Source organism: Streptomyces sp. P9(2023), assembly GCF_032436795.1.
Taxonomy (GTDB): domain Bacteria; phylum Actinomycetota; class Actinomycetes; order Streptomycetales; family Streptomycetaceae; genus Streptomyces.
On the sequence record NZ_JAUPWM010000001.1, the window covers coordinates 145086 to 169547 of the forward strand.

28 protein-coding genes and 1 pseudogene are annotated in these 24462 nt (G+C 72.7%); 11 read left to right on the plus strand and 18 right to left on the minus strand.

The window, feature by feature from the left end; genetic code table 11:
- Positions 1-122: 122 nt before the first annotated feature.
- The gene (locus Q5762_RS00735) at positions 123-917 is read right to left on the minus strand and encodes a metalloregulator ArsR/SmtB family transcription factor (protein ID WP_315889895.1); all 795 of its coding nucleotides are present in this window, start codon (positions 915-917) and stop codon (positions 123-125) included.
- A gap of 62 nt (positions 918-979) precedes the next feature.
- The gene (locus Q5762_RS00740) at positions 980-1633 is read right to left on the minus strand and encodes a TetR family transcriptional regulator C-terminal domain-containing protein (RefSeq protein WP_315889896.1); all 654 of its coding nucleotides are present in this window, start codon (positions 1631-1633) and stop codon (positions 980-982) included.
- An 87-nt stretch (positions 1634-1720) separates the two neighbouring features.
- Here Q5762_RS00740 and Q5762_RS00745 point away from each other — a divergent pair, with 87 nt between their 5' ends.
- The 3 genes from Q5762_RS00745 (at position 1721) to Q5762_RS00755 (ending at position 4098) form a co-directional block, all read left to right on the plus strand.
- Entirely contained in the window at positions 1721-2938 is a 1218-nt protein-coding gene (locus Q5762_RS00745) for an FAD-dependent monooxygenase (RefSeq protein WP_315889897.1), read from the plus strand.
- 40 nt (positions 2939-2978) lie between these two features.
- Positions 2979-3548 (plus strand): PadR family transcriptional regulator, encoded by a 570-nt coding sequence (locus Q5762_RS00750; RefSeq protein ID WP_315889898.1) that lies wholly within the window; start codon positions 2979-2981, stop codon positions 3546-3548.
- A 94-nt stretch (positions 3549-3642) separates the two neighbouring features.
- Positions 3643-4098, plus strand: a complete 456-nt coding sequence (locus Q5762_RS00755) for a peroxiredoxin (RefSeq protein WP_315889899.1) — start codon at positions 3643-3645, stop codon at positions 4096-4098.
- A 263-nt stretch (positions 4099-4361) separates the two neighbouring features.
- Here Q5762_RS00755 and Q5762_RS00760 read toward each other — a convergent pair whose 3' ends face one another.
- A complete protein-coding gene (locus tag Q5762_RS00760) occupies positions 4362-4505 on the minus strand; it encodes a hypothetical protein (RefSeq protein WP_315889900.1) in 144 nt (47 codons plus the stop codon).
- A gap of 134 nt (positions 4506-4639) precedes the next feature.
- Between Q5762_RS00760 and Q5762_RS00765 the strand changes: the two genes are divergently transcribed.
- From Q5762_RS00765 to Q5762_RS00775, 3 genes and pseudogenes are all read left to right on the plus strand, one after another.
- On the plus strand, positions 4640-5041 hold the full coding sequence (locus Q5762_RS00765; RefSeq protein WP_315889901.1) for an SHOCT domain-containing protein: 402 nt from the start codon (positions 4640-4642) through the stop codon (positions 5039-5041).
- Between the two features lie 143 nt (positions 5042-5184).
- The gene (locus Q5762_RS00770) at positions 5185-6012 is read left to right on the plus strand and encodes a hypothetical protein (protein WP_315889902.1); all 828 of its coding nucleotides are present in this window, start codon (positions 5185-5187) and stop codon (positions 6010-6012) included.
- Positions 6013-6115: 103 nt separating this feature from the next.
- Positions 6116-6751, plus strand: a pseudogene (locus Q5762_RS00775) (FAD-binding oxidoreductase); the annotation flags it as partial.
- 33 nt (positions 6752-6784) lie between these two features.
- On the opposite strand, the gene Q5762_RS00780 reads toward Q5762_RS00775, so the two are convergent.
- The 4 genes from Q5762_RS00780 to Q5762_RS00795 all read right to left on the minus strand — a co-directional run bounded on the left by Q5762_RS00780 (position 6785) and on the right by Q5762_RS00795 (position 9601).
- Positions 6785-7153 (minus strand): peptidase inhibitor family I36 protein, encoded by a 369-nt coding sequence (locus tag Q5762_RS00780; RefSeq protein WP_315889903.1) that lies wholly within the window; start codon positions 7151-7153, stop codon positions 6785-6787.
- On the minus strand, positions 7150-7869 hold the full coding sequence (locus tag Q5762_RS00785) for a hypothetical protein (protein WP_315889904.1): 720 nt from the start codon (positions 7867-7869) through the stop codon (positions 7150-7152). The genes Q5762_RS00780 and Q5762_RS00785 overlap by 4 nt, the downstream gene beginning before the upstream one ends.
- A 337-nt stretch (positions 7870-8206) precedes the next feature.
- Positions 8207-8983 carry a polysaccharide deacetylase family protein gene (locus Q5762_RS00790; RefSeq protein ID WP_315889905.1) on the minus strand — a complete coding sequence of 259 codons (777 nt, stop codon included), beginning with the start codon at positions 8981-8983 and terminating at the stop codon, positions 8207-8209.
- A gap of 240 nt (positions 8984-9223) precedes the next feature.
- The gene (locus Q5762_RS00795) at positions 9224-9601 is read right to left on the minus strand and encodes a hypothetical protein (RefSeq protein ID WP_315889906.1); all 378 of its coding nucleotides are present in this window, start codon (positions 9599-9601) and stop codon (positions 9224-9226) included.
- 121 nt (positions 9602-9722) lie between these two features.
- Here Q5762_RS00795 and Q5762_RS00800 point away from each other — a divergent pair, with 121 nt between their 5' ends.
- A complete protein-coding gene (locus tag Q5762_RS00800; protein WP_399494123.1) occupies positions 9723-10256 on the plus strand; it encodes a DUF6328 family protein in 534 nt (177 codons plus the stop codon).
- 9 nt (positions 10257-10265) lie between these two features.
- Here Q5762_RS00800 and Q5762_RS00805 read toward each other — a convergent pair whose 3' ends face one another.
- The 3 genes from Q5762_RS00805 to Q5762_RS00815 all read right to left on the minus strand — a co-directional run bounded on the left by Q5762_RS00805 (position 10266) and on the right by Q5762_RS00815 (position 13566).
- Entirely contained in the window at positions 10266-11813 is a 1548-nt protein-coding gene (locus tag Q5762_RS00805) for an ATP-dependent DNA ligase (RefSeq protein ID WP_315889908.1), read from the minus strand.
- Between the two features lie 76 nt (positions 11814-11889).
- Positions 11890-13008, minus strand: coding sequence for a DUF6397 family protein (locus Q5762_RS00810; RefSeq protein ID WP_315889909.1), 1119 nt, complete (start codon positions 13006-13008; stop codon positions 11890-11892).
- A gap of 153 nt (positions 13009-13161) precedes the next feature.
- Positions 13162-13566 carry a roadblock/LC7 domain-containing protein gene (locus Q5762_RS00815; protein WP_315889910.1) on the minus strand — a complete coding sequence of 135 codons (405 nt, stop codon included), beginning with the start codon at positions 13564-13566 and terminating at the stop codon, positions 13162-13164.
- Positions 13567-13722: 156 nt separating this feature from the next.
- Here Q5762_RS00815 and Q5762_RS00820 point away from each other — a divergent pair, with 156 nt between their 5' ends.
- Positions 13723-14148, plus strand: coding sequence for a PPOX class F420-dependent oxidoreductase (locus Q5762_RS00820; protein WP_315889911.1), 426 nt, complete (start codon positions 13723-13725; stop codon positions 14146-14148).
- A gap of 74 nt (positions 14149-14222) precedes the next feature.
- Here Q5762_RS00820 and Q5762_RS00825 read toward each other — a convergent pair whose 3' ends face one another.
- From Q5762_RS00825 to Q5762_RS00845, 5 genes are all read right to left on the minus strand, one after another.
- Positions 14223-14840 carry an ATP/GTP-binding protein gene (locus Q5762_RS00825; protein WP_315889912.1) on the minus strand — a complete coding sequence of 206 codons (618 nt, stop codon included), beginning with the start codon at positions 14838-14840 and terminating at the stop codon, positions 14223-14225.
- Entirely contained in the window at positions 14821-15237 is a 417-nt protein-coding gene (locus Q5762_RS00830; RefSeq protein ID WP_315889913.1) for a DUF742 domain-containing protein, read from the minus strand. Before Q5762_RS00830 ends, Q5762_RS00825 begins: the two co-directional genes overlap by 20 nt.
- 13 nt (positions 15238-15250) lie before the next feature.
- The gene (locus Q5762_RS00835; protein ID WP_315889914.1) at positions 15251-15685 is read right to left on the minus strand and encodes a roadblock/LC7 domain-containing protein; all 435 of its coding nucleotides are present in this window, start codon (positions 15683-15685) and stop codon (positions 15251-15253) included.
- Positions 15682-18534 carry a nitrate- and nitrite sensing domain-containing protein gene (locus Q5762_RS00840; protein ID WP_315889915.1) on the minus strand — a complete coding sequence of 951 codons (2853 nt, stop codon included), beginning with the start codon at positions 18532-18534 and terminating at the stop codon, positions 15682-15684. Before Q5762_RS00840 ends, Q5762_RS00835 begins: the two co-directional genes overlap by 4 nt.
- Positions 18535-18663: 129 nt before the next feature.
- Positions 18664-19611 (minus strand): MHYT domain-containing protein, encoded by a 948-nt coding sequence (locus Q5762_RS00845; RefSeq protein ID WP_315889916.1) that lies wholly within the window; start codon positions 19609-19611, stop codon positions 18664-18666.
- Between the two features lie 151 nt (positions 19612-19762).
- Between Q5762_RS00845 and Q5762_RS00850 the strand changes: the two genes are divergently transcribed.
- From Q5762_RS00850 to Q5762_RS00860, 3 genes are all read left to right on the plus strand, one after another.
- Positions 19763-20365, plus strand: coding sequence for a methyltransferase domain-containing protein (locus tag Q5762_RS00850; protein ID WP_315889917.1), 603 nt, complete (start codon positions 19763-19765; stop codon positions 20363-20365).
- Positions 20366-20479: 114 nt separating this feature from the next.
- Positions 20480-20785, plus strand: a complete 306-nt coding sequence (locus tag Q5762_RS00855; protein WP_315889918.1) for a hypothetical protein — start codon at positions 20480-20482, stop codon at positions 20783-20785.
- A 100-nt stretch (positions 20786-20885) separates the two neighbouring features.
- Entirely contained in the window at positions 20886-21716 is an 831-nt protein-coding gene (locus Q5762_RS00860) for a hypothetical protein (protein ID WP_315889919.1), read from the plus strand.
- A gap of 63 nt (positions 21717-21779) precedes the next feature.
- Here Q5762_RS00860 and Q5762_RS00865 read toward each other — a convergent pair whose 3' ends face one another.
- The 3 genes from Q5762_RS00865 to Q5762_RS00875 form a co-directional block, all read right to left on the minus strand.
- On the minus strand, positions 21780-21962 hold the full coding sequence (locus Q5762_RS00865) for a hypothetical protein (RefSeq protein ID WP_315889920.1): 183 nt from the start codon (positions 21960-21962) through the stop codon (positions 21780-21782).
- Between the two features lie 14 nt (positions 21963-21976).
- Positions 21977-23062: an acyl-CoA desaturase gene (locus Q5762_RS00870; protein ID WP_315889921.1), complete on the minus strand. Its 1086-nt coding sequence runs from the start codon at positions 23060-23062 to the stop codon at positions 21977-21979.
- 218 nt (positions 23063-23280) lie between these two features.
- The gene (locus Q5762_RS00875) at positions 23281-24420 is read right to left on the minus strand and encodes a serine hydrolase domain-containing protein (RefSeq protein ID WP_315889922.1); all 1140 of its coding nucleotides are present in this window, start codon (positions 24418-24420) and stop codon (positions 23281-23283) included.
- Between the last annotated feature and the right edge of the window lie 42 nt (positions 24421-24462).

The window sequence follows — 24462 nt, forward strand, 5'->3', positions numbered from 1 at the left end:
CCGGCCGCCGCGCGGCGACGAGCGCACGGACGGCCTCCCGCTGGTTCGGCTGCCGAGCGCACGCGCTCCGGCGAGGGGTCGGAACCCGCCCGACCCCTCCTGCCGCGGCTACGGTCGCCGCCTCAGCGGGGCGGCTCCGGCAGTTCCTCGCCGGTCTCCAACAGCGACTTGAGGCTGGAGATCAGGGCCGGCCAGCCCTCGCCGATCATGCCGCGCATCGTGCCGTCGGGCTCCAGGTCGTCGTGGACGACGGTGAGCTTGACCGTGTCCCCGGCCGGTTCGATCTCGAAGGTCACCTTCGAGCGGCGCTCCTTCGCGAGCTTCGCGTACACGTCGTCGCCGATGCCGACCGCCTCCGCCCACGCGGGCGTGAACGTGTGCCAGGTGTAGGAGAGCCGTCGGCCGGGCTCAGCCGCGAGGACGACCTGCTCGGGGTCGCTCGTCTTCCGGCCGCCCTCGTCCCAGACCATCGGCGATCCGGCGGTCCAGGTCGTCTCGAAGGCCACGCCCCAGAAGCGCCGGGTGAAAGCCGGGTCGGTCAGGGCCTGCCAGAGCTCCTCGGGGGTGGTGCGGATGTAGGTGGTGTAGACGAACGCGTTGCTGTCCATCGGGTTCTGCTCCAATGCTGACTTCAGGTCGGCGAGCGCGCTGACGCGCTCGCGGGCGTACCGGCTGATCCAGCGGTCCCCGATGGCGTGGATCGGAGCGGCGTTCAGGTAGTGCAGCTTCTCCCGTCCCCGCCGCACCGTGACCACCAGCCCCGCCGCCTCCAGGAGCGCCAGATGCTTGCTGACGGACTGCCGTGCCATGTCCAGGCCCTCGCAGAGTTCGCGCAGGGTCTGGCCGTTGCGGGCGTTCAGGCTGTCGAGCAGCCGTCGCCGACTGGCATCGGCCAGTGCCTTGAACACCTCATCCATCGCCCCACCTCAACATGCAGCCTTTTAGCTGCCTCTACGATAGGCAGCCGATCGGCTGCATGTCAACGACCGGCCGCCGCCGCGTCCTCCGCACCCGTGGGCTCCACACCCACGACGGGTCGCGCACCCTTGGCGGGTCGCAGGGCCGCTGCCACCAGGCCTTCCACCTCCTCCACCGAGACACTCCCGCCCCGGACCACCCGGTCCAGCACGAGCCCGTCCACGCACGCGAGCAGCGCGAGCGTGCGCCCCTCTGGGTCCTCGACGTCCTGGTCGGCGAGGAAGCGATGGACCGCGTCGCGGGCGGGGTTCTCCCGTGGGACCAGGATTTCGCGGAGTTCGGGGTCCCGCACGCTCTCGACGACGCAGGCGTAGCGGGCGAGTGACCGGCGCCGGCCCTCGCCGGTGAGCCGCGCGGCCACGAGCGCGCGGACGGCGTCGGCGAGTTCGGCCGCCGAACGCGGTTCGGGGAGGTGCTCCCCGGCGGTGCGCAGCTCGGCCTGGTCGAGCTCGACGAGCCGCCGGACCAGCGCGGTCAGCAGGGCCGAACGGGTTCGGTAGTACGCCGATGTCGTACCGGCCGGCAGTCCGGCGGCGGCGTCGACGGCGCGATGGGTGAGCCCCCGCGTACCGGCGTCGGCGAGCACACCGAGCGCGGTGTCGGCGAGGAGGGTACGGCGGTCGGGGCGCTTCGCGGCCGGGCGATCGGGAGTCACCCCCTCTTTCTACACCTGTAGAGAGGCCGCGCTAGTCTTCTACAGCTGTAGAAGCGGTGGGTAAGCGCACGGGAGAGGCTGATCGCCATGGGGAACATCGCTGTCGTCGTCGGCGCGGGCATCGGCGGACTCGCCGCGGCCATCGGGCTGCGGCGCGTCGGCTGGGAGGTGACGGTCGTGGAGCGCGCGCCCCTGCTCGACGACGCGGGCGCCGGGATCTCGCTCGCCGCCAACGGCATCCGCGCCCTCGACGCCCTGGGGGTCGGCACCGCCGTCCGGGCCGCCGCACGCGGCCAGTACACCGGCGGCACCCGCACGCCGGACGGGACCTGGCTCGCCCGCATGGACGGCGCCGCCCTCGAACGTGCCCTCGGAACGCCCATCGTCGGCATCCCACGCGCCACGCTGCACCGGCTGCTGCGGGCGGAACTGCCCCCCGAGACCCTGGTCGTCGGCGCGGAGGTGACCGAGCTCGACCGCGCCGAGCCGGGACGCGTGCGCATCCGGGCGAACGGCGGCGACCGGGTGGCCGGCGGGACGGAGGTGGAGCTCGAAGCCGATCTGGTCGTGGCCGCCGACGGTGTCGACAGCCGTACGAGGGCGGCCCTCTTCCCGGACCACCCCGGCCCCGCGTACAGCGGCTCGACCGTGCTCCGCGCCCTGACGGACCGGCCGCTCGACCTCTCCTCGGACTTCGAGATCACGTGGGGGCACGGCGCCGAGTTCGGGCACATCGCGTTCACCGACGGGCGCGCGGAGTGGCACGCCGTCCTCAACTCCCCCGCCGGCGTACGGCACACCGACCCGCTCGGGGAACTGCGCGGGCGGTTCGCCGGCTGGCACGAACCGATCCCGCAGCTCCTCGACGCCACCCGCCCGGAGGACGTTCTCCATCACGACATCCACGAGTTGACCACCCCGCTGCCCTCCTTCGTCGCGGGACGGGTCGCCCTGCTCGGCGACGCGGCGCACGCGATGACCCCCAACCTCGGGCAGGGCGCGTGCCAGGCCCTGGAGGACGCCGTCGTCCTCGCCTCGGCGCTGGCGCGGGGCGGGGACGTCGACTCCGCACTGCGCGCGTACGACGCCGAGCGGCGCCCCCGGTCCCAGGCGGTCACGGTCGCCGCCCGCAAGGCCGGGCGGATGGGTCAGCAGCTGTCCGCGCCCGGGGCCGTGGCCCTGCGGAACACCGCCATGCGGCTCGCTCCGTCGGGCGCGACGCTGCGGATGATCCTGCGCCACGCGGACTGGATGCCGCCGCGTCTGCCGGAACCCCCGCCCGCGCCGGCCACCCGCCCGGAATAGGTGGAAACCACCTGTTCAACGGTGCTGCTAGCGTGTGCGAATGTCCCTGAAGCACGCTGTCCTCGCGGCCCTCCTGGAGGGCGAGGCATCCGGATACGACCTGGCCAAGATCTTCGACGTGTCCGTGGCCAACTTCTGGGCCGCCACGCCTCAGCAGCTCTACCGCGAGCTCGACCGGCTCTCCGAGGCCGGTCTGATCTCCGCCCGGGTCGTGGAACAGGAACGGCGCCCCAACAAGCGGATGTTCTCCCTCACCGACGCGGGCCGGCAGGACCTCACTGCGTACACGGCCCAGCCCCCACGTCCGACCGCGATCCGCGACGAGCTGATGGTCCAGGTGCAGGCGTGCGACGAGGGTGACACCGAGGCGGTGCGGGGCTTCGTGGCGGAGCGGATGGAGTGGGCGCGGGGCAAGCTCGCGCGGTGGGAGCGGCTCCGGGAGTGGATGCTCGCCGGGCGGGACGAGGCCACGTACCTGCGCGAGGCGGAGCGGATCGGCCCGTATCTGACACTGATGCGCGGCCGGTCCCTGGAGGAGGAGAACCTGCGCTGGGGCGAACAGGTCCTCGCGATCCTGGACCAGCGGCAGGCCGCGCGCCAGCGGGCCTGAGCCTCCGAGACCACCCGTGTCGCGCCTCGCTACCCTGCGGTAGCGTCACCCGTCGATGACCGGAGGCGCCGGTCGGAGACAAGGGGTGGGCCGGATGAACATCGGTGACATCGTCGAGGACTTCACGCTTCCGGACGAGACGGGGACGCCCCGCTCGCTGGTCGGCCTCCTCGAGGACGGGCCGGTCGTCCTCTTCTTCTACCCGGCGGCCATGACCGCCGGCTGCACCGCCGAGGCCTGCCACTTCCGTGACCTGGCCGCAGAGTTCAAGGCGGCGGGTGCGCACCCCGTCGGCATCAGCGGCGACACGGTCGCCCGACAGCAGGAGTTCGCCGACCGGCACTCGCTCGGCTATCCGCTGCTCTCCGACCCCGACGGCGCCATCCGCGGCCGCTTCGGTGTCACCCGGGGCTTCTCGCTCGCGCCGACCAAGCGCGTCACGTACGTCGTCGACGAGGACCGCCGAGTGCTGGAGGTCGTCCGCAGCGAGCTGCGGATGAGCGTCCACGCGGACCGCGCCCTGGCGGCGCTGAAGGCCCGCACCGCCTGAGCCCTGGCGACGGATCGGATATCGGATCATGGATACCGGATCGTGGATCCAATGTCCGTGATCCGATATCCAATATCCAATATCTAGGATCCGCGGCGTATGCGTGGTCAGAGGCCCAGGACTTTCGCCTTGGCGGCCGCGAACTCTTCCGGGGTCAGCAGACCCTGCTGGGCCTGGAGGTCGGCGATGGCCTGCTCCTGGTCCTGTTCGCGCCGTGCGGAGCGGGCCCGGGCACGCCCCGCGGCGCGGGCCGGATGACGGGATCAGGACGGGCCGGGGGGCGACGGCGCGGGAACATCCCGGTCAGCTCCGGCCGCGCCCTCGGGCCCGAGCAGCTTGGCCTCCGGTCCGATCTTGGCGACGGCGTCCTTGGCGGACCTCTTTCGTACGGGTACGCGCCCGCCCATCCGAACACGCCCTTCCCCGGCCCGCACGCGGAGATCCACCCCTGCTCTCCCCGACATGCGGGCGGGCGGGGGTTGAGCAACACTCGCGAGTACGCCCGGTCCCTCGGTGGCCGCGGCCGGAACGGAGTGCAGGAATGGACGACTACCCTCTCCTCAACCTCTTCTGGACCATGCTCTGGTTCTTCCTCTGGATCATGTGGCTGTTCCTCCTGTTCAAGATCATCACCGACATCTTCCGGGACCACGAGCTGAACGGCTGGGCCAAGGCGGGCTGGCTGATCCTGTGCATCGTGCTCCCGTATCTCGGCGTCCTGATCTACGTGATCGCCCGCGGCAAGGGCATGAGCCAGCGGGACATGAAGCAGGCGAAGGAGAACGAGGCCGCGTTCCAGTCGTACATCCGCAAGGCGGCGGCTACCGGCGGCGACGGCAAGGGCGGCAGTGCCGACGAGCTCGCCCGGCTGGCCGATCTCAAGGAAAAGGGCGCCATCACGGACGAGGAGTTCGAGAAGGCGAAGGCCAAGGTCCTGTCCTGACGAACGGCGAGCCGAAGGAACCGGCCCCCGCGGAACCGGCCCCCGCGGAACCGGCCCCCGCGCTCTCCCGCTCGTTCCTGCGGGAGGCGCGGGCCGAGCCGGGCCGGCTTCCGGAGCTGCTCGCCGCGTTCGCCCTGCGGCACATGGGCCCGGCGGCCGGCCGGAGCATGGAGCGGCTGCGCGGCGAGCTCCCGGACGCGGCACCCGCCGAACTCCGGCCCGTGATCACGGCCCGGGGCAGGCGGGCGGTCACGACCGAAGGGGCGTTCGTGGGCGGGCCGTTCATGGTGCTCATCCCCGTCGCGTTCTGTGGAGCCCTCCTGCTCCAGGCGCGGACGGTCCTCGAACTGGCCGGCCTCGACGGCCGGGACACCGCCGCCCCCGAGCGCGCCGCCGAGCTGCTCGTCCTGCAAGGGGTGTACGCGGACACGGCGACGGCCATAGCCGGGCTGCGCGCCCACCCGGAGCCCGCCGAAAGCACCCGTCCCCGACGTGGCCGGATCGCCATCTTCTGGACCCTGGTCCTGCGGATGGCACGCCTCCTCGGCATCATCACACCCGACGACGACGGGAACGGACATGGCCGAGTCGCCCAGCTCGGCCAGTGGGCGCTCCTGGGAGTGGTGCTCCTGACCGGTCTCGTGGCGCCGCTGGTGTGGCTGCCATACATGGCGGTCTCGTACCACCGCTCCACCACCCGGCTGACGGACCGGGCGACGCTCTTCTACTTCGGCGTCCGCGACCGGCGCCCGCCGCGCACCGGCCGCCTCCAGCCGGACATGGTGGTGGCCGGTGTGCGGGCCCTGGTGTCGGTGCTGATCCCGCTGGTCGGGGTGGCCCTGATCGTCTTCACGGACCTGCAACTCGGCGGCGCGCGGTGGCCGCTGCTGGTCCTCCTGCTCGTCACCGCGCCCGTGGTCGTGGGCGGCCTGTGGCTCTGGCGCCGCCGCCGGTCACGCCGCTCCCCCTGACCTCCCGTCCAACACGGGGGAGCGTTTCTACGCGGGCGTGTTCGCGGCCCGCCCCGAACTGCTGCGGGACCTCTTCAACCGCGCCAATCAGGCCGGCGGCGACCAGTACGTGAGCGTGCGTGTCGAACTGCCCGACGGTGCACGGCAGATCCGTCAGTACAGCCTCTCCGCGGTGCCGGGCCGCCCGGACTGGCGGATCACGGTGAAGCACGTGGACGGCGACCCCGCGGGCGAGGTGTCGACGTGGCTGCACGAGCAGACGCGCGTGGGCGACAGGATCGAGGTGTCCGCGCCGTTCGGCGATCTGGTGCTGCCCGCGGGCGACGGGCCACTGCTCCTCGCCTCTGCGGGCATCGGCAGCACGCCGATGCCGGCGATGCTCGGCCACCTCGCCGCCACCGGCTCGCGCCGCCCGGTGACCGTCGTCCACGCCGACCGCGCTCCCGCCGACCACGCGCACCGTGAGGAGCTGCGCGGGCTGGTCGACGCCCTGCCGAACGGGTCGCTCTGGTACGAGCAGCCGGGCGCCTCGGGCGCGCGCCACGGCCGCGCGGACGTCACCGAACTCGACCTCCCCGAGGACCTGACGGCGTACCTCTGCGGCCCGCTGCCCTTCATGCGCCACGTACGGGGCGATCTGCTGACGGCAGGCATCGCCGCCTCCGCCGTCCACCACGAGGTCTTCGGCCCCGACGGCGTACCGCGGCGCGATCACCCCCGGCGGCCCCGCACCCGGTGAGGGTGCGGGAGCGCGTCGCGAGGAGGGAGCGGGTCAGCAGTTCATCGCCCAGGTGTGGGAGTCGCCGCGGTCGTTGGCGGCGCCGTTGTAGCCGACCTCCTGGCCTGGGGCCAGGCAGATCGTCATGGAGCCGCCCTGATGGGCGTCCTCGTAGACCTTGACATGGTCCTTGATACCCGGCCCCGAGATGCCGTGGTTCGCCCAGGAGGAGTCGGTGTCGGCGATCCAGCTCTCCCACCAGCCGTCGTCGCCGCTCCAGTTGGCGCGCTGGCCGCCGAAGTTGGCCTCCTGCCAGGTGCAGAATTCGCCGCTCGGGCATTCGGCCGCCTGGGCGGGTGCGGTCAGGGCGAGGCCGCCGGTGAGGGCGAGCAGGGCAGCGGCGGTGGTCAGGATGCGCTTCATGAAGTGTCGGTGCCTTCCTGTCGGGTGGTGGGTGCGGACAGTTCGACTGCCCGCCGCAGTGCGCGGGTGCGCAGCTGCTGGTACGTGGTGAGCTGGTCGCCGCGGAGCGCACGGACCTTCGCCAGCTCGGCGGGTTCCAGCCGCGCCCGCACCTCGGCGAGTCCGCTCTCCTTCGCGCAGCGGGCGGCGACGGCCGGATCGGGGCGGTCGGGCCGCGGTCTGCTGCCGGGCGGTGGACTCCCGGGCGGAGTCACGCACGCGTTCCACCGTGCGAGGGCGGACCGGTGTGCGGGGTCGTCCTTCATCCGGTCCTGGGCCTCGGCGCGCAGGTTGTTCACGGTCACCTGGGCGCGGAACCAGCGTGCCTGATCGCCGTAGAGGGTCTGCCGGGCGGCCGCGAGGCAGCCGTCGGTGTGGGCGGTGACGGTATGGCCGGTGGCCAGGGTGAGCGACAGTTCCCGGGGGCCGGTGCCGAAGAGCGCGGCTTGGAGGCGCCGGTCCTCCTCGGAGGTGTCCGGCCGACGGGCGAGGGTCAGCCCACGGGCGTCGAGGCAACGGTCGACGAGGGTCCGCTCGGCGGTCTTGAGCAGCGTGTCCTGGGCCTCGGGCGTGGGCGGCACGCCCGGTCCGGGGCCGGCGGTGACGCACCCCGTGAGCAGCAGCCCGGCAGCGAGGGCACCCACAGCCCACCGGATGCGCGCAGTCGTCCCCCGCATGGCGGCCCCCTCGTGATCGTCACAGCCTGTGACGATCACTGCCCGAGCGCTGGAGGAGCATGCGCGAGGTCACTCGAAGGGGTCGAACGCGCCGGATCGTGCGCCGTGCGGGCGCGGCCCGCGCCCGGGAACGACAAAGCCCCGGTTGGACGGGGGATTCCAACCGGGGCCGATTGCCGCGACGACGAAGAGCGGTCACCTCAAGGGGGGACTCGGGGACCGGGCCCCTTCACCGTCACACATTGATGAACGATAAACCTTCAGGGCGAGTTCCGACGTGCCCGAGGTGACCGATGTGAGACACCTCACCCCATTTTCACCGTTCGTGCACCCCGCCTCACGGACGGTAGACGGCGCCGGGTTCGGCCTTGCCGGGCGCGAGGAGCTGGGGAACCGTCACGAAGGTGAACCCCCTCCTCTTCAGCTCGTCGATGATGCCGGGCACCGCGGGAACGGTCCCGTCGTAGATGTCGTGCAGCAGGATGATGCCGTCGCCGTCGGCGGCGTCGAGCACCCGCTTCCGTATGAGCTCCGAATCGGTCGTGGAGTAGTCCTTGGCCGTGACGCTCCACAGGACCTGCGCGAGTCCGAGGTCACGGCTCACCTCCGAGACCGTATCGTCGGTGCGGCCCTGCGGCGGCCGCATCAGGGTGGGCCGCTTCCCGGTTATCTTCTCTATCGCGTTCTGCGTCCGGGAGAGTTCCTCGCGCACCTCGTCCGCCTCCAGGTCGGTCAGGATGCGGTGGGTCCAGGTGTGGTTGCCGACCTCGTGCCCCTCGTCCGCGATGCGCTTGACGACCTCGGGATAGCGGTCGACGTGCTTCCTGCCGAGCAGGAAGAACGTGGCGGGGACCCTCTTCTCCTTGAGCACGTCGAGAAGGTGGGGCGTGTCCTTGCCGGGGCCGGCGTCGAAGGTCAGCGCGATGCACTTCGCCTTCGCACAGTCGACCGCCCCGGCCGCGCCCGCCTTGTCGTCCGACGTCGAGGCCTTCCCCCTGGCGTCACCCGGACTGATCGGGTCGACGCCGCAGCCGCTGAGCGCGAGCATGAGAGAGGCCGCCGCCAGAAGGGCGACGGCCGGTCCCTGGCGCTTCCCCTTTTCAGTTCGGAACATACTGCAACCCGCTTCCCCGTAGATGGCTTCGGTGAGCCACGCGCGCCTGGTCAGAGGGCGTTTCCGCATGGCATGCCGAGCACTCTACACACGGTGTATACACGTGATGCATAGGGGGTCGGGGCAGACGTGTGCCCCGGGCGGCGCCCGTCCGCTCCGCCCGGGGTGTCGGGGTGTCCGAATGTCCGACCGCCGACGGGGCCGCGAGTCAGCGGGTCAGCGGGTCGGCACGGCGGACCGTCAGCGGGAGGCCAGCAGCAGCCGGGCCTCGGTCTCCTGGTCACCGGAGACGGACTGCAGCGACTGGATGTCGAAGGTCGCGGCGAGCGTCTTCTCGACCTCGTCCACGGCGTGGTACCCACCCGTCAGCAGGACTCCGACCATCCCCGTCAGACGCATCGGGCCGGTCTCCTCCCGACGCCCCTCGGCCGTGTCGAACGTCTCCGTCCAGACGGTGGGCTCGGGGGCGGTGGCCGCCTGCGGGCCGGGCGCGGTCATGTCCTCGAGCTTGTACACGTGGTCGAGGACGTCGAAGACAGCTTGGGCGTCCTCCCGGTTGCAGTCGCTCAGCTGCACGGTGACGTCGGTGTCGATGTGCGTGTCGTACACGTCGCTCATCTCCTCGCGGCCGGGCGTTCCTGTCGTCCCGCCACGCTTCCAGCATCCCTCGCCCCGGAGTCTCACGCGACGTCCGGAGGTTGAAGTCGCCGCGTGCGGTTACCCGCGAGGTGGGGCGACCATGGGAGGTTCCGTGACCACTCGACCGGCTGAGGAGCAGCGGGGCGGCGCCGGCCTCGTCCGTGGGCGGCGCGAGACGCCCGAGGAACGAGCGGACCGGCGGTGGGGTGAACTGATGCAGGAGATCAGGGTCGCCCAGACGGGCGTGCAGATCCTGTTCGGCTTCCTGCTCACCGTCGTCTTCGCGCCCCGGTTCGCCGAGCTGTCGGACACCGACCGGACCATCTACGTGGTCACGGTGTCGCTGGGCGCGGCGGCCACCGGTGCCCTGATCGGACCGGTGTCCTTCCACCGGCTGGTGGCGGGGCGCCGGATCAAGCCCGAGACCGTGGTCTGGGCGTCCCGGCTCACCTTCGCCGGCCTCGTCCTGCTGCTCGCGACGCTGACCTCGGCGCTGCTCCTTGTCCTGCGGGTGGCGACGGACGACGCGTTCGTGCCGTGGCTGGTGACGGGTCTGGTCTCCTGGTACCTGCTCTGCTGGTACGTGCTGCCGCTCTGGGTACGCCACCGGTACACCGACCGGGCCGTGGAATGAGCCCCGGCGTCAGGGGCCCCCGACGACCCGCTCGACGGTGTCGGCCTCGGAGGCGGACTTGTCCGGACGGTGCCGTACGACGCGGGCGAAGCGCAGGGTCACCCCGGCCGGGTACCGGGTGGAGCGCTGCAGACCGTCGTAGGCGATCTCGACGACGAGCTCGGGCCGTACCCGTACGGTGAACCCGTCGTCGTCCACGGCCAGTTCGCCGAGCCTCTCGGTCTGCCAGCGCAGCATCTCGTCGGTGAGCCCCTTGAAGGTCTTGCCGAGCATCACGAAGCTCCCGTCGGCGGCCCGGGCGCCGAGGTGGAGGTTGGACAGCAGCCCGGTGCGGCGGCCGTGGCCCCATTCGACGGCGAGGACGACCAGGTCGAGGGTGTGGACCGGCTTGACCTTGAGCCAGGTACGACCGCGCCGACCGGCCACATAGGGCGCGTCCAGGGCTTTGACCAGGACTCCTTCGTGGCCCCTGGCCAGGGTGTCGGCGAAGAACCGCTCCGCCGCCCGAACCTGTTCGGGTTCCTCGGGATCGTCGACGACGAAACGGCGGACCCGCCGGTTCTCCGGGACCAGACGGACCAGCGCGGCGTGGCGCTCCTGTCCCGGCCGGTCGATGAGGACCTCGTCGTCCGCCGCCAGCACGTCGAAGAAGACCGGCGAGAGCGGCACCGCGGCGCTGGCGGTCTCGACGTCCACCCGCGAGCCGACCCGGGAGGCGATGTCCTGGAACGCCTTCGGCCGACCGGTGGCAAGGTCGAGCGCGATGACCTCGCCGTCGAGGATGAACGGGTCGCCCGCCGTCTCCCGGGCCACGGCGACGACTTCGGGCAGCCGGCCGGTGATGTCGTCCAGGGAGCGGGTGAACACCCTCACCTCGTCGCCACGGCGGTGCACCTGGACCCGGATGCCGTCGAGCTTCTCCTCCACGGCGCAGGGACCGAGCCCGGCGACGGCTTCGGTGACCGAGGCGGCGGTGTGGGCGAGCATGGGCAGGACGGGACTGCCGACGCGCAGCGCGAACCTGTCGAGGGCGGCGGGCCCCTCGGCGAGCACGGCCTGGGCGACGCGGGGCAGGGACCCTTCGAGCATCACGGCGCGACGGAGCTCGGCGGAGGGCACGGTGGCGGCCCGCGCGACGCCTTCGAGGGCGATGGCGTCGAGGGCGCCCTGACGTACCTCACCGGAGAGCAGCCGGATGAGGAACTCCTGCTCCTCCAGGGTGGCGGCGGCGATCAGTTCATGGACGAGCCGGGCGCGCTCGGCCTGCGACCCGGCGCCGGAGACGGCGGCGAGCCGGGTCATCAGGGCGTCGGTGCCGGCGAGGGTGAGGGTGGGGTGCGGGGCGGGCGGCACGGCGGGCGGGATCGTCTTCTTGAGGACACTCCAGCCGACGCCGATACGCCCCTGGGGAAGCCGCCCGGACAGGTAGGCGATCACGAGCGGGCTCTCCTCGGGCGCGGCCTCCGAGAAGAGCTCGGCAAGGACGGCGATCTTCCGCGAGCGGGCGGAGGTGGCGGCGACCTGGTGGGACGCGTCCGCGAGTCGGGCCAGGAGCATGCGCCCATCCTCCCTCGCCGAACACCCGCCCCGCACGTCGGCCGCCCGCGCGCTCCCCACCGTGCGGCGCCCCCTCCTAGCCCCCGGTCGTCGCCTCCGTCTCTCCCCCGGCGGCCGCCTTGCGGCGCCGCAGGCGGTCGAGGAGTCCGCGACGGGTGCGGCGGACGGGCGGGCGGGCGAGCGGCGCCGCACGAGCTGGTCGCGCCACACCCGTACCCGTACCGCCGACCGCCACCGGGGCACGCGCCACCGCCGTCCCCGGTCCGGCCACCGCCGTACCCGGCCAGGCCACCGCCGCTCCCCGCCCCGCGATCGCCGGTCCCAGCCCGGCCACCCCCGGTCCCGCCGGTCCCGGTCGCGCCCCCGCGACGCCCTCCGGGCGTGGGGCAGGGCGGTCCGTGCGGGCCTCCTCCAGGGCGAGGGCGAGGCTCATGCGGTGCCAGAGGATCTCGTCCGGGTCGTCGGCGACCATCAACCGCTCCGCGATCTCGCGGGAAGCCGCCGACTCCGGCAGCCCCGAGGGCGGTTCGGGGCGCAGCCGATGGAGATGGGTGCGTTCGTACGGGTCGGCGACGACCTCCGACAGTTGGGCGGGGTCGAGCAGCGAGGCGATGGCCGCCGCCCGGACCCATGGGTCCTCGGTCGCTCGGAGGAGCAGCCCCAGGCGGCGCGCCCGCCAGTTGCGCGGCCTGCGGTCCTCTCCCCCGTCGACGCGCTCCCTGAGCTCGCTCGGCAGCCTGCCGGTGAGCAGCCCGGGGTATGTCAGGGCGAACTCGCCCAGCTCGGCCGCGAGATAGAGCCAGACCACCGCGCGGTAGCGATTGAGGTAGAACCGCACCGGGCTGAGGTGACCCGTCCTGGCGAGCTTCGTGAAACGCTCCGCCGGCACGGCGAGCAGCTCGGCGGCCTCCGTCGTCCCGACCGTCCGCACCCGCTCCCGCAGTCCCGCCGGAAAGTCCGGTGCGCCCCTCAGCCGGTCGATCTCGGCCTGCTCGACCCTGCGCCGCGGGCCGCGGGCACCGAGGGATGCCGGTGGCGCTCCCGGGGCCCGAGGCGTGCCGGGCGTGGCGCCCGGCACGGTCCTCACGAGGCCCAGCTGCACGGCGAGCTGGAACTCGTCACGCCTCAGCTCCAGTTCCTGTGCCGCTCGCGTCGGTGCCAGCGTGCCACTGTGGGTCTCTACTTCCCCTGCCATGGCCGTCTCCCCCGTGAGTGTCGATTACTCTCGGTGACGACCGTATCCCGGACAGGAACGACCCCGCTCGCCCTGTGGACAACTCTTCGTGGACCACTCTTCGTGGACAGCTCTTCGTGGGCAGCTCTCTGTGGACAACTCCCCGTGGACAGCTCAGAGATCGGCGATGCCCGGCTGGCGCGCCGCCACCCCGAGGTGTTCGCCGACCCGGTTGACCAGCAGCGTCATCTCGTACGCCACCTGGCCGACATCGGCGTCCGCGCCGCTCAGGACGCACAGGCAGCTGCCCTCGCCCGCCGCCGTCACGAAGAGCAGCGCCTCGTCGAACTCGACCATCGTCTGTCGTGCGCGCCCGGCCTGGAAGTGCCGGCCCGAGCCGCGCGCGAGGCTGTGCAGACCGGAGGAGACGGCGGCCAGGTGCTCGGCGTCCTCCCGTGCCAGACCGCTGCTCGCCCCCGTGACCAGCCCGTCGTTCGACAGCACCAGCGCGTGCCGTATGTACTCGACCCGACGGGTCAAGTCGTCCAGGAGCCAGTCCAGTTCCGTGTCCAGCGCCATGCGTCGGTCCTTCCCCCTGTGTGTGGCGTCCCCGTCGACCCGTAGTCCCCGCGGTCCGCGTGTCGCCGGCAAGCCTTACGCACTGTCGTGGACAGGGCAAGCACCCCTGGGCCCCTTGTGTCCCACGGAATACCGCCGGTGGCGGACCATGGGGGCATGGCAAAGATGACCGAGGAACAGTGGCGGGCCTTCGTTTCCGCGGGAACCCGCACCGGCAAGCTGGCGACCGTCCGCGCCGACGGCAGCCCGCACGTCGTCCCGATCTGGTTCGTGCTCGACGGCGACGACATCGTCTTCAACACCGGCAAGGAGACCGTGAAGGGCCGCAACCTGGCCCGCGACGGGCGGGTGGCGGTCTGCGTCGACGACGACCGGCCGCCGTTCGGGTACGTCTCGATCCGGGGCCGCGCCGAGATCGGCGAGGACCCGGTCGAGCTGCGCCGCTGGGCCGCGCGGATCGGAGGCCGGTACATGGGCGAGGACCGCGCCGAGGAGTTCGGCGCGCGCAACGGGGTCCCCGGCGAACTCCTCGTACGCGTACGGATCGAGAAGGTGACCGCCGAGTCCGGCGTCGCGGACTGAGCACCGCGCACGCCGTGTGCGGGGACCCGATATCGGGTCCCCGCACCGCCGCCGCGCTCCGGGTCGGATACGCGTCACCCCACCGAGTCGAGCAGTCGCGCCGTGTGCATCCGGCCCGCGTACTCGACCAGCCTGATCAGGACCTCCTTGCCCGAGTCCCGGTCCCGCGCGTCGCACAGCACCACGGGCGTACCCCGGTCCAGGTCCAGCGCCCGCGAGACCTCGTGCGCCCCGTAGTTCCGCGCGCCCGCGAAGCAGTTGACCGCGACGACGAACGGAATCTTGCGGTGCTCGAAGTAGTCGACCGCCGGGAAGCAGTCCTCCAGTCGTCGCGTGTCGGCCAGGACGACGGCCCCGAGCGCCCCCTGGGACAGCTCGTCCCACAGGAACCAGAACCGGTCCTGCCCCGGCGTACCGAAGAGGTACAGGGAGAGCCCGGACCTGATCGTGATCCGGCCGAAGTCCATGGCGACCGTCGTGGTCGTCTTCTGGTCGACGCCCCCGGTGTCGTCCACCGACTCCCCCGCCCGGCTGAGCTGTTCCTCCGTGCGCAGCGGGCGGATCTCACTGACCGCGCCCACCAGAGTGGTCTTGCCGACGCCGAAACCGCCGGCGACCAGGATCTTCAACGCGAGGGCCGTGGAGTCCACGCCACCGCCCGCACCCGTGCTCTCAGAGCGCTCGTAGGCCATCGATGACTTCCCTCAGGATCCGTTCGTCGGGCAGCTGCGCGGGCGGTACGGGTCGGCTGACCTTGACGAAGCCCGCTTCGAGGAGGTCGCCGAGGAGGACCCGGACGACTCCGACGGGCAGATCGGCGTCGGCGGCGAGTTCGGCCACCGACTGCGTCTCCGCCCGGCACAGGGTGAGCAGGGCCCGGTGCTCCGGGCCGAGGAGCGACTCCTCGGCCCGGCCGGGCGGGTCGTCGTCCACGACGACGAGTGCGATGAGGTCGAACCGTACGTTGCTGGGCCCCGGCTTCGTACGGCCACCGGTCATCGCGTACGGCCGGACGAGCGGGCCGGCGTCCGCGTCGTACCACTGACTGCCCGGCACGGGCCGGCCGTCGCCGGTGCTGTCCACGTTCATGGGGTGTCTCCGGTCAGCCGGCGGCCGGCGGGGTCGCGTGGATCCGCGGTGGGGTGTGCAGATGCTCGCCGACCCGCTTCACCAGGCGGGCCATCTCGTACGCGATGAGGCCGATGTCGGCGCTCGCGGAGCTGAGGACGGCGAGGCAGGATCCGTCCCCGGCCGCGGCGACGAACAGGAATCCGTCGTCCATCTCCACCATCGTCTGGCGGACTCCGCCGGTGTGGAAGTGGCGGCCCGCGCCCTTGGCGAGGCTGTGGAACCCGGAGGCGATGGCGGCCAGGTGCTCGGCGTCCTCACGGCTGAGGCCGCTGGAGGAGCCGACGGCGAGCCCGTCGTTGGACAGCACGACCGTGTGCCGGACTTCGCGGACCCTCAGGACGAGGTCGTCGAGGAGCCAGTCGAGTTCACCGGAGCGGTGGTGGGACGTCCTCTCGTGGTCGATCATGCGTGATCTCCTTCATTGCCGAAGTCGCGTCCGATGTCGCTTCCGAAGTCGGGGCCGTGGTCGGGGCCGTGGCCGTGGCCTGTTGCGTTGCCGAAGTCGCGGCCGGAGCCGGTTCCGAGGGGGCGGCGGGTGCCGGGGGCCGCGCCGCCGCCCCGCGTCCAGCCGTCGCGGTAGGCGGTCATCCGGTCCCGTACCTGTTCGGGGGTGCGTTCCTCCGCGCCCTGGACGGCCGGGGTGGGCGGGAGGTCGGCCGGCGGAGCCTCGCGCAGCTGCGGTACGAGGCTGGCCTGACGGACCCGTCGGGGCAGGTCCCCGGTGGCGTCGGCGGGAGCCCCGGGTTGGCCGGGGACGGTCAGGTCCTGCGGGTCCTGCGGGTCCTGCGGTTCGTGGGACTGCCCCTGCGCCGCCGGGCGGCTGCGCGGGCGGAGGCTGGTCACCCCGGCGGGCGGCTGGTCGGGCGGTCCCTGCTGGGCGCCCTCCGACTGCCCCGCGAGAGCGGGGATACGGGGCGGGCGCGGCATCGGCTGGGACGGGGACCCCGGCGCCGGAAGCTGGGACGCCGGGAGCTGGGACTGAGCGGGTGCGGAGGCCGCGGAGACGGGCTGCTGGGGGTGGTGGCGCGGGAAGGACGCGTCCCCGTCGGCCGGACGTTCCCGGTGCACGCTATGCCCGTGCGGGCCGTCCCGGAACGCCGCATCCGCACTCGCGGTCCGGCCGGTCGGGGCGCCCTTCCCGGGCGGGAGCGCGCTCTGCAGCACGTCGATGGGGAGCAGGACGACCGCCGTCGTACCGCCGTAGGGCGAGGTCCGCAGGTGGACCTTGATGTCGTGCCGGGAGGAGAGCCGGCTGACCACGAACAGGCCGAGCCGGTCGCTGTCGAACAGGTCGAGGGCCTCGGACTGCGCGATCCTCGTGTTGGCCTCGGCGAGGCTCTCCTTGCCCATGCCGAGGCCACGGTCCTCGATCTCCAGGGCGTAGCCGTTGCCGACGGGCTCGCCGCTGATCCGCACCTTGGTGTGGGGCGGGGAGAACTGGGCGGCGTTCTCGATGAGTTCGGCCAGCAGGTGGGTGAGGTCGGCGACCGCGCCGCCGACGACGGACGTCTCGGCCAGCTGGCGCACCTCCACGCGCGCGTAGTCCTCGATCTCGGAGACGGCAGCGCGTACGACGCTGGTCAGCGGGACCGGCGTCCGCCACGCACGGCCGGGAGCGGCACCGGAGAGGATGATCAGGCTCTCGGCGTGGCGTCGCATCCGGGTGGTGAGGTGGTCGAGCCGGAAGAGGTCACCGAGTTCGCCGGGGTCGTCCGCGCGGCGCTCCATGCTGTCGAGCAGGTTGAGCTGACGGTGGACCAGGACCTGGCTGCGGCGGGCGAGGTTGACGAAGACTCCGGAGATGCCGCTCGCGAGTTCGGCGCGTTCCACGGCGGCGGAGAGCGCGGCCCGGTGGACGGTGGTGAGCGCCTCGCCGACCTGGCCGATCTCGTCCTGTGGGGCGGGCCCTGGCGGCGCCTCGGCCCGTACGTCGATCTCCTCGCCGGCCCGCAGTCGCCGCATGGCGGAGGGAAGCTTGCGCCGGGCGATGCCGAGGGCGGTGTTGCGGAGGCTGATCAGTTCGATGACCAGGCCGCGGCCGATGCGTACGGAGATCACGAGGGAGGCGGCGACGGCGGCGAGGCCGAGCAGTACGGCGGCGCCTCCGGCGCTAAAGATGCCTCCGCCGAACGGGTCCGCGCGGTCGGCCGCCGCGCGGCGGGCGTCGGACTCGATGGTCGCAAGTCCGCCGCGTACGACGGCCATGGCGTCGTCCCAGGTGGCGGCGGACACGGCCTGGAGGGCCTTGCGGCCCGGGCCGGCGGCGGCGATCCGGTCCTCGGCGGAGGTGAGCTGCTGGTAGCCCCGCTGGTCGGCGAGCTTCTCCCAGGCGGCGCGTTCGGGGCCGCGCAGGTCGACGGTGGCGGACTCGGTGAGGGTGCGGCGGGTATCGACGGCGCCGGTGAACAGCCGGAGTCGTTCCGCGCTCAGCTCTCCGCCGAGGTACGCGGAGCCGAGCAGGGCGTCCTCGCGGGCGAGCATCTCGCCGACCCGGCCGAATTCGAGGAGCACGCGCGCGTGGGCACCGACTTCGGCGTCCTGGATGCCGGCCAGGGCGCCGCCGACGGCGAAGGCGGCGGTGATCGTGGCCGTGTACTCCTGGTACACCTCGTCCCAGTCGGCCTTACCGGCCGCGGCGGCGGTGCGCAGCGGGCCGAGCCCCTCGGCCTTGGTGACGAACCGGTCCACCCGCTCGGAGACGTCGCGGGGCAGGTCTCCCGTGCCGCCGACGGTGTTCCGGTCGTCGAGGCGGAGCCGGGCGACGGCCGCGTCGGTGCGCCGCGCTTGGTCCTTGAGCTCCGTGGCCCGACCCGCGCCGGGCGAGGCGACCTGGCGTACGGCGGCGCGCCGTTCGGCCTGCAGGGCGGTGACGGCGGCGGCGACGGGTTCGCGGATCTCGGAGTCGACCTGCTGGAGCTGGCGCAGCCGGGCGATGTCCTGGGCGGTGGTGACGGTGGCGAATCCCCACAGGGCCAGCAGCGAGACGACGGGCACCATCAGCAGCGAGACGATCTTCGCTCGGACGGTACGGGGGCGCAGCCCGCGGCGCCGGGGCGGGGCGGTCGAGTGGGGTGCTGCACCCGGGAGGGACGCCGCGTGGTCCGGGGCGGGCGGGACGGCCGACCCGGACGGGGTTTCAGGGGCGCGCTCGGGCGGTTCGTAGGCGGGCGGCCCCGCATGCGCGCGCCGTCCGCGCGCCGCCTGGCGCGGCGCTGCCGTCGTCCCGGCGTCCTGGGTCTTGCGGGGAGTTCGCATGGCCTCCTCGTTCCGGCTGCGTCTGTCCTGGTGCGATGTGCGTTGCCGTGTGTGCCCGTGTGTGCCCGTGTGTGCCGCGTGTGTGCGCGTGTGCTGTCTGCCGGTAGCTACGGGGCCGGCGGCCGAGCGCTACGGTCCGGCGGAACCGCGGTCCACCGGGTGCACCGGCCCCGCCGGGTAGGCGTACGAGGGCGGGGCGCCGGCGAGGCCTCCGTACGAGGTCCCGGCGGGCGCGCGCTCGGGTTCCTCCGTGACCGGAGGCCGGCCGCCCTGCGCACGGAAACCGGGCGGCGCCACGTCCACCGCGCGCTCGTCCGGTTCGGTGAGCTGCTCGGCGGAGGCGTACGCGGCGCGCTCCTTGGCGGTCGGGGAGAGCGCCACGAAGGCCGAGGTGATGAAGAGATAGGAGCCGAGGCCTACGGCGAGCGGGAAGATGAACTGCATGGCCGTGGCTCCGGGAAGCCCCGCGGTCGACGGGGCCACCCGCACCTCGACCGCGAGCATCCCGGTGTAGTGCATGCTGCTGACGGCCGCGCCCATGACCAGCGAGGCGAGCGCCACGGCGGCCGGCTTGTGGATGTTGAGCGCGGCCCAGAGCGCCGCCGTCGCGGCGACGACGGCGATGGCGACGGAGAGCGCGACGAGCACCGGGTCGTACGTCACCTCCCCGTGCAGGCGCAGGGCGGCCATGCCCATGTAGTGCATGCTCGCGACGCCGACGCCGGTCGTCAGACCGCCGATCAGCAGGGCGCGGCCACGGTCGCGGCCGTACCCGACCGCGAAGACACCGACCCCGACGACGGCCATGGCGATGAGCAGGCTGAGGATCGTCAGCGGAACGTTGTAGCGGATGTCGGTGCCGGTGACGCCGAAACCGAGCATCGCGACGAAGTGCATCGTCCAGATGCCGGTGCCGATGGCGGACGCGGCGGTGAGGAGCCAGTTGCGCCGCGAACGGCCGGTCGCGTCGAGCGCTCGTACGGTGCAACGCAGCCCGAGGGCGGCGCCTATGCAGGCCATCGCGTACGACAGCACAGGTGTCAGCCAGCCGAAGGTGGCGTGGTCCAGGTGTCCCATGACTCAGGGACGCTAGTCCGGACAAGGGGGCGCATCAGGGGCGCATTTCGAAAGCTGATGGAATATGACGCAGAGATGTTCCAGAACGATCGTGCCGCGCTCGAACATGCACACAGGACGTTCACCCTTGGGGCTGAGGCATCATGCACGCATGAACGATGACCCCACCCGTGTCCAAGAGTTCTTCGGCTCCCGCGCCGCCGGCTGGGACGCCCGCTTCCCGGACGACGGCCCCGCCTACGCCGCCGCCGTCACCGAACTCGGACTGCGCCCCGGCGCCGCCGTGCTCGACGCGGGGTGCGGAACCGGCCGGGCGCTGCCCGCGCTGCGCGCGGCCGTCGGCCCCACCGGGACCGTCATCGGCGCGGATCTCACCCCCGAGATGCTCGGCGAGGCGGTACGCGCCGGACGCGACGCGGCCGGCACGCTGGTCCTGGCCGATGTCGCCCGGCTGCCGCTGCGCGCCGGGGCGCTCGACGCGGTCTTCGGGGCGGGGCTGATCTCCCATCTGGCGGACCCGCCCGCCGGCCTGCGCGAACTGGCCCGGGTCGTACGCCCCGGCGGACGGCTGGCGCTCTTCCACCCCATCGGCCGGGTCGCGCTCGCCGCCCGCCACGGGCGTCAGATCACCGACGACGACCTGCGCGCCGAGGACAACCTCCGCCCGCTTCTGACCGGTTCCGGCTGGCGGATGGTCAGTTACGTGGACGAGGACGAGCGTTACCTGGTGCTTGCCGTTCGCCAGGACCAGTGACGGGGACCAGTGACGGGGACCAGTGACGGCCGCCCGCCCCGCGCCCTTCTGTACCGGCGCTTCCGTGTCTACGGTGGAGGTGCCGGGCAGCCGTGTCCGGGAAAGGCGGCAGGCATGGCCCGTGTGCGAGCGCTCTTCAACGCCCTCCTGCCGACCGCGCGGCGGGCCCCGGAGGAACCCCGGAGGCCCGCCCCGGCCCGCCGGCAGCACAACATCTTCGAGGCGGCGGCGACGTACGTGACGGGATGCGTGGAGGAGGACCAGGACCGGATCGACGAGGCCGTCACCTGGGTGTCCCCCGAGGCCCTGTCGTTCGGCGTCAACGAGCTCGCCTGCCGGGCGGTGATCGCGCTCGCCCGCGAGCGGGACGAGTCGCCCGAGACCGTGGCGCGGTCCCTGCTCGGGCTGCCACCCGCCTGAGGTCGTACGGAACGGGCCGCGCCAATTTCCTTCCGGAGACTCTCGACGCGCGGGTTACCCACTGGTTAAGGTGCGCCGACGACCAGATGGGGAGGCTGACGTGGCTACCGCCGACGACGACGCGCTGTATGTGCTGACCGCCGTGCTGCTGACGCCCGCGCAGTTTCCGAGCGTGCTCGGCGACGACTACCCGGCCGCGTGCGCGGCCCTCGACCTCGAACCGTACGCGGGCGGGTACGGCCTCGTCCTCGGCCAGGACGGCGCCGGCGCCCGGTGGACGGTGATCATCGACGATGTGTCGCTGGTCGCCGTGGCCATCGCCTCCTGGGACTGCGGGATGGAGTACGACCTCTCCCCCGACGAGCGTACGGTCGTGGCGGCGCTCCCCGGCTGGCCGCTCGCCGTGGCCACGGCCGCGCCCGGCCTGCCGGACCCGCACGACCCCGAGCCCGAGGAGGGCGACCGTCCTCCGCTGTCCCCGCCGGACGACGACGGCTGGGGTCCCGCGCAGCGCAGGCTCGGCGCCGACGAGGTGGCCCTGCAGTGGGCGGCCTGGCGGGCCCAGATGGACGAGAACGACGGGGACGGGAACGAGCCGGTCGGCTCGGCGCCCTCGGCGGACGCCGCCCCCGGCTCCGGCTCCGCGTCCGACTCCCCCGACCCGTACGACGGTGTCCGGCGCGCCCTCGCGGAGCTCCGCGGCTATCTGGAGGACGCGCCGCCGGTGGGCCGGGTGCGGTCGAGTTTCGCGTCCGGTGAGGCGCGGATGCTCCGGGCCGACGGGCCCGGCTGGTCGCTGGTGGCCCGCACCGACGACATGGCCTTCCTGCTCCTGGACGACGAGCCCCGCGAGGTCCTCCCCGTGGCGCGCGGATCCAGGCTGCCGGCGCTCCTGGAGGCCCTGGACGCGATGGCGGTACGCCCCTCTTGACGGCCCGCGGCTCAGGTCACCACCTCTTCGGTGACCTGAGCCTCAGCCGTACGCGGACCTGCCTCAGCGGCGGAGTTCCTTGCGGGAGACCCGGCGCAGCCGGCGCCGCTGACTGGGGTCCAGAGCCAGGTAGGCGACGGCCGGGACGCCGAGCACCACCAGCAGGGACAACCAGAATCCGATGAGGGGCATCAGGAGAAGGCCGACTGCCACTCCCCCGATCACGATCTTCGTCCGTGTCGACATGGGACGCCTCCTTCTCACGCTGCCGAGCGCAGCGGCTCGCCGACCTCGTGCAGATGTCCGAGCGCCTGTCGGTAGGACTCGACGAAACCGGTCTCTGTGTAGGGGATACCCACGGTACGGCAGTGCGCACGCACGGCGGGCTGGGCGAGTCGAAGATGCGGCCGCGGCATGCTCGGGAAGAGGTGGTGCTCGATCTGGTAGTTCAGTCCGCCGAGGAACCAGTCGGTCAGGAACCCGCCCCGGATGTTCCGCGAGGTGAGCACCTGGCGGCGCAGATGGCCCCAGCTCTCGCCGTCGGGGTGGGCGTCCGGCATCTCCATGCCCTTGTGGTTGGGCGCGAAGGCCATCCCGAGGTGCAGCCCGAGGAGCATCTGGTGGATCAGCGCGAAGACGAGCGCCTGGCCGAGGGTCAGGGTGGTGAGCAGGAGGGTGGCGTAGCCGGCGACGTGGGCGAGGAGGAGGGCGCCTTCGACGAGCCGCTCGCGCCGGGTCCGGTAGGGCCCGTCCTTGGAGAACAGGGCCTGGAATCCGTACACCTTCAGCGCGATGCCCTCAAGGGTGGTCAGCGGGAAGAACAGCCAGGCCTGGTGCCGGGTGAGCCAGCCGCGGAATCCGGCGCGGCCGGCGGTCTGGTGCTGGGCGAAGACGAGGATGTCGGCGGCGACGTCCGGGTCCTTGTCGAGGTGGTTGGGGTTCGCGTGGTGGCGGTTGTGCTTGTCGTTCCACCACTCCTGACTCATGCCGAGGAGCAGGTTGGCGTGGACGAGCTGGATGATCCGGTTCCGGCGCCGGTCCGCGCTGATCTGCGCGTGTCCCGCGTCGTGCCCGACGAAGGCGGCGCGGGCGGAGAGCAGCGCGAGCGGTACGGCGAGGAGGAGGGCCCACCAGGAGGGGCCGAGCAGGACCAGACCGGCGGCGACGGCGGCGAGCCCGAGGAAGTTGACCGCCATCCCGCGCGCGTACCAGCCGGTCCTGCGTTCCAGGAGTCCCTGCTCCCTGATCGTGCGCAGCAGCGGCGCGAACTCGCTGCCGCCACCACCGCGCCGCGGGGTGGCGGCACTCCGATCGGGCTCCGTGAGCGTTGCGGTGGCCTGGGGCATGGCGGTCTCCGGGGTCCGTGGTCGGTGACCCGGGCGCGGGCCGCCCGGACTCCCTCGAACCTACGGATCGGTGATCCTCCGCAACCATGGCGTCACCCCCCGAGATCCCGGGGGGATTCCCCGGGGGCGGGGGTGGGGCTGGCTCTACCCTTGAGGCGGAGTCAGGGGGAACCCCTACGGGGCGTGTCAGGCGCCCAGCGAGTCGCGCACCGCCTCGATCAGAGCAAGGTGCGTACCGCCTCGATCAGGCGGTTGGCGCGGGCGTCGCCGTGGCCGATCATCCGGTTGGCGACGTACGCGAACCCCACCCCGTGCTCGTCGTCGCCGAAGGCGAACTGGCCGCCCGCGCCGTCGTTGCCGAAGCTGCGCGGACCGAGCAGCGGGCGGAAGGCGGCGGAGTCGAGGAGGAAGCCCGAGCCCCAGCGGGCTCCCGCGTCGAAGCCCAGCCAGCCCGTGCCCGACGACACCTCGCGTACCGCGTCGGTCACCGTCTCGTGGGTGAGCAGCCGCTCCCGCCCGTCGACTCCGGTGGCGGCCGCCGCGAAGAGCCCGGCGAGACCGCTCGCGGAGGCCACCGCACCCGCGCCGGGCAGCTCGATGGCGTGCAGCGCGGGATCGTTCCAGCCGTGCGGCTCGTCGAGACCGGGGAAGACCAGGGCGCCGTTCATCGTGACGATGCGGGTGAGCAGGTGCTCGGGACCCGGCATCGGACGTCGCCCCTCCGACTCGACGAGCCGGGCGAGGCTGCCGCGTTCGGTCTCGGGGAGGCCGATCCAGGCCCGCAGCCCGAGGGGTTCGGTGACGGTGGAGCGGAGGTACGCGCCCGGTGTCAGGCCGGTGAGGCGGCGGACGAGTTCGCCGAGGACGAAGCCGAAGACATGGCCGTGGTACTCGTACGCCGTGCCCGGCTCCCACAGCGGTTTCTGGTCCTCGACGGCGCGTACGACCGGAGTCCAGGCGGCGATCTCCTCGAAGGAGAGGACGCTGTCGAGGACCGGGACGCCGGCGCGGTGGCCGAGGATCATGCGCGGGGTGACGGCCTCCTTGCCGTGGCGCGCGAACTCCGGCCAGTGGTGGGCGATCGGCGCGTCGAGGTCGAGGCGGCCCTCCTGCGCGAGCAGGTGGACTGCGAGGCTCACCATGCCCTTGGCGCAGGAGAAGACCGGGACGACCGTGTCCCGCTCCCAGGCGCGGCCGGTACGCCCGTCGGCTACACCGCCCCACAGCTCCGCGACCTTCCGGCCGCCCGCGAAGACCGTGACGCCGGAACCCAGTTCGGGGAAGTCGGCGAAGTTCCGCGCGAAAGCGTCGGCGACCGGGCCGAAGCCCTCGTCGGCCCATCCGTTGTACTGATCCACCGCGCTGCCCGCTCTCCTGCTCGTGATGATCAACGACGACCG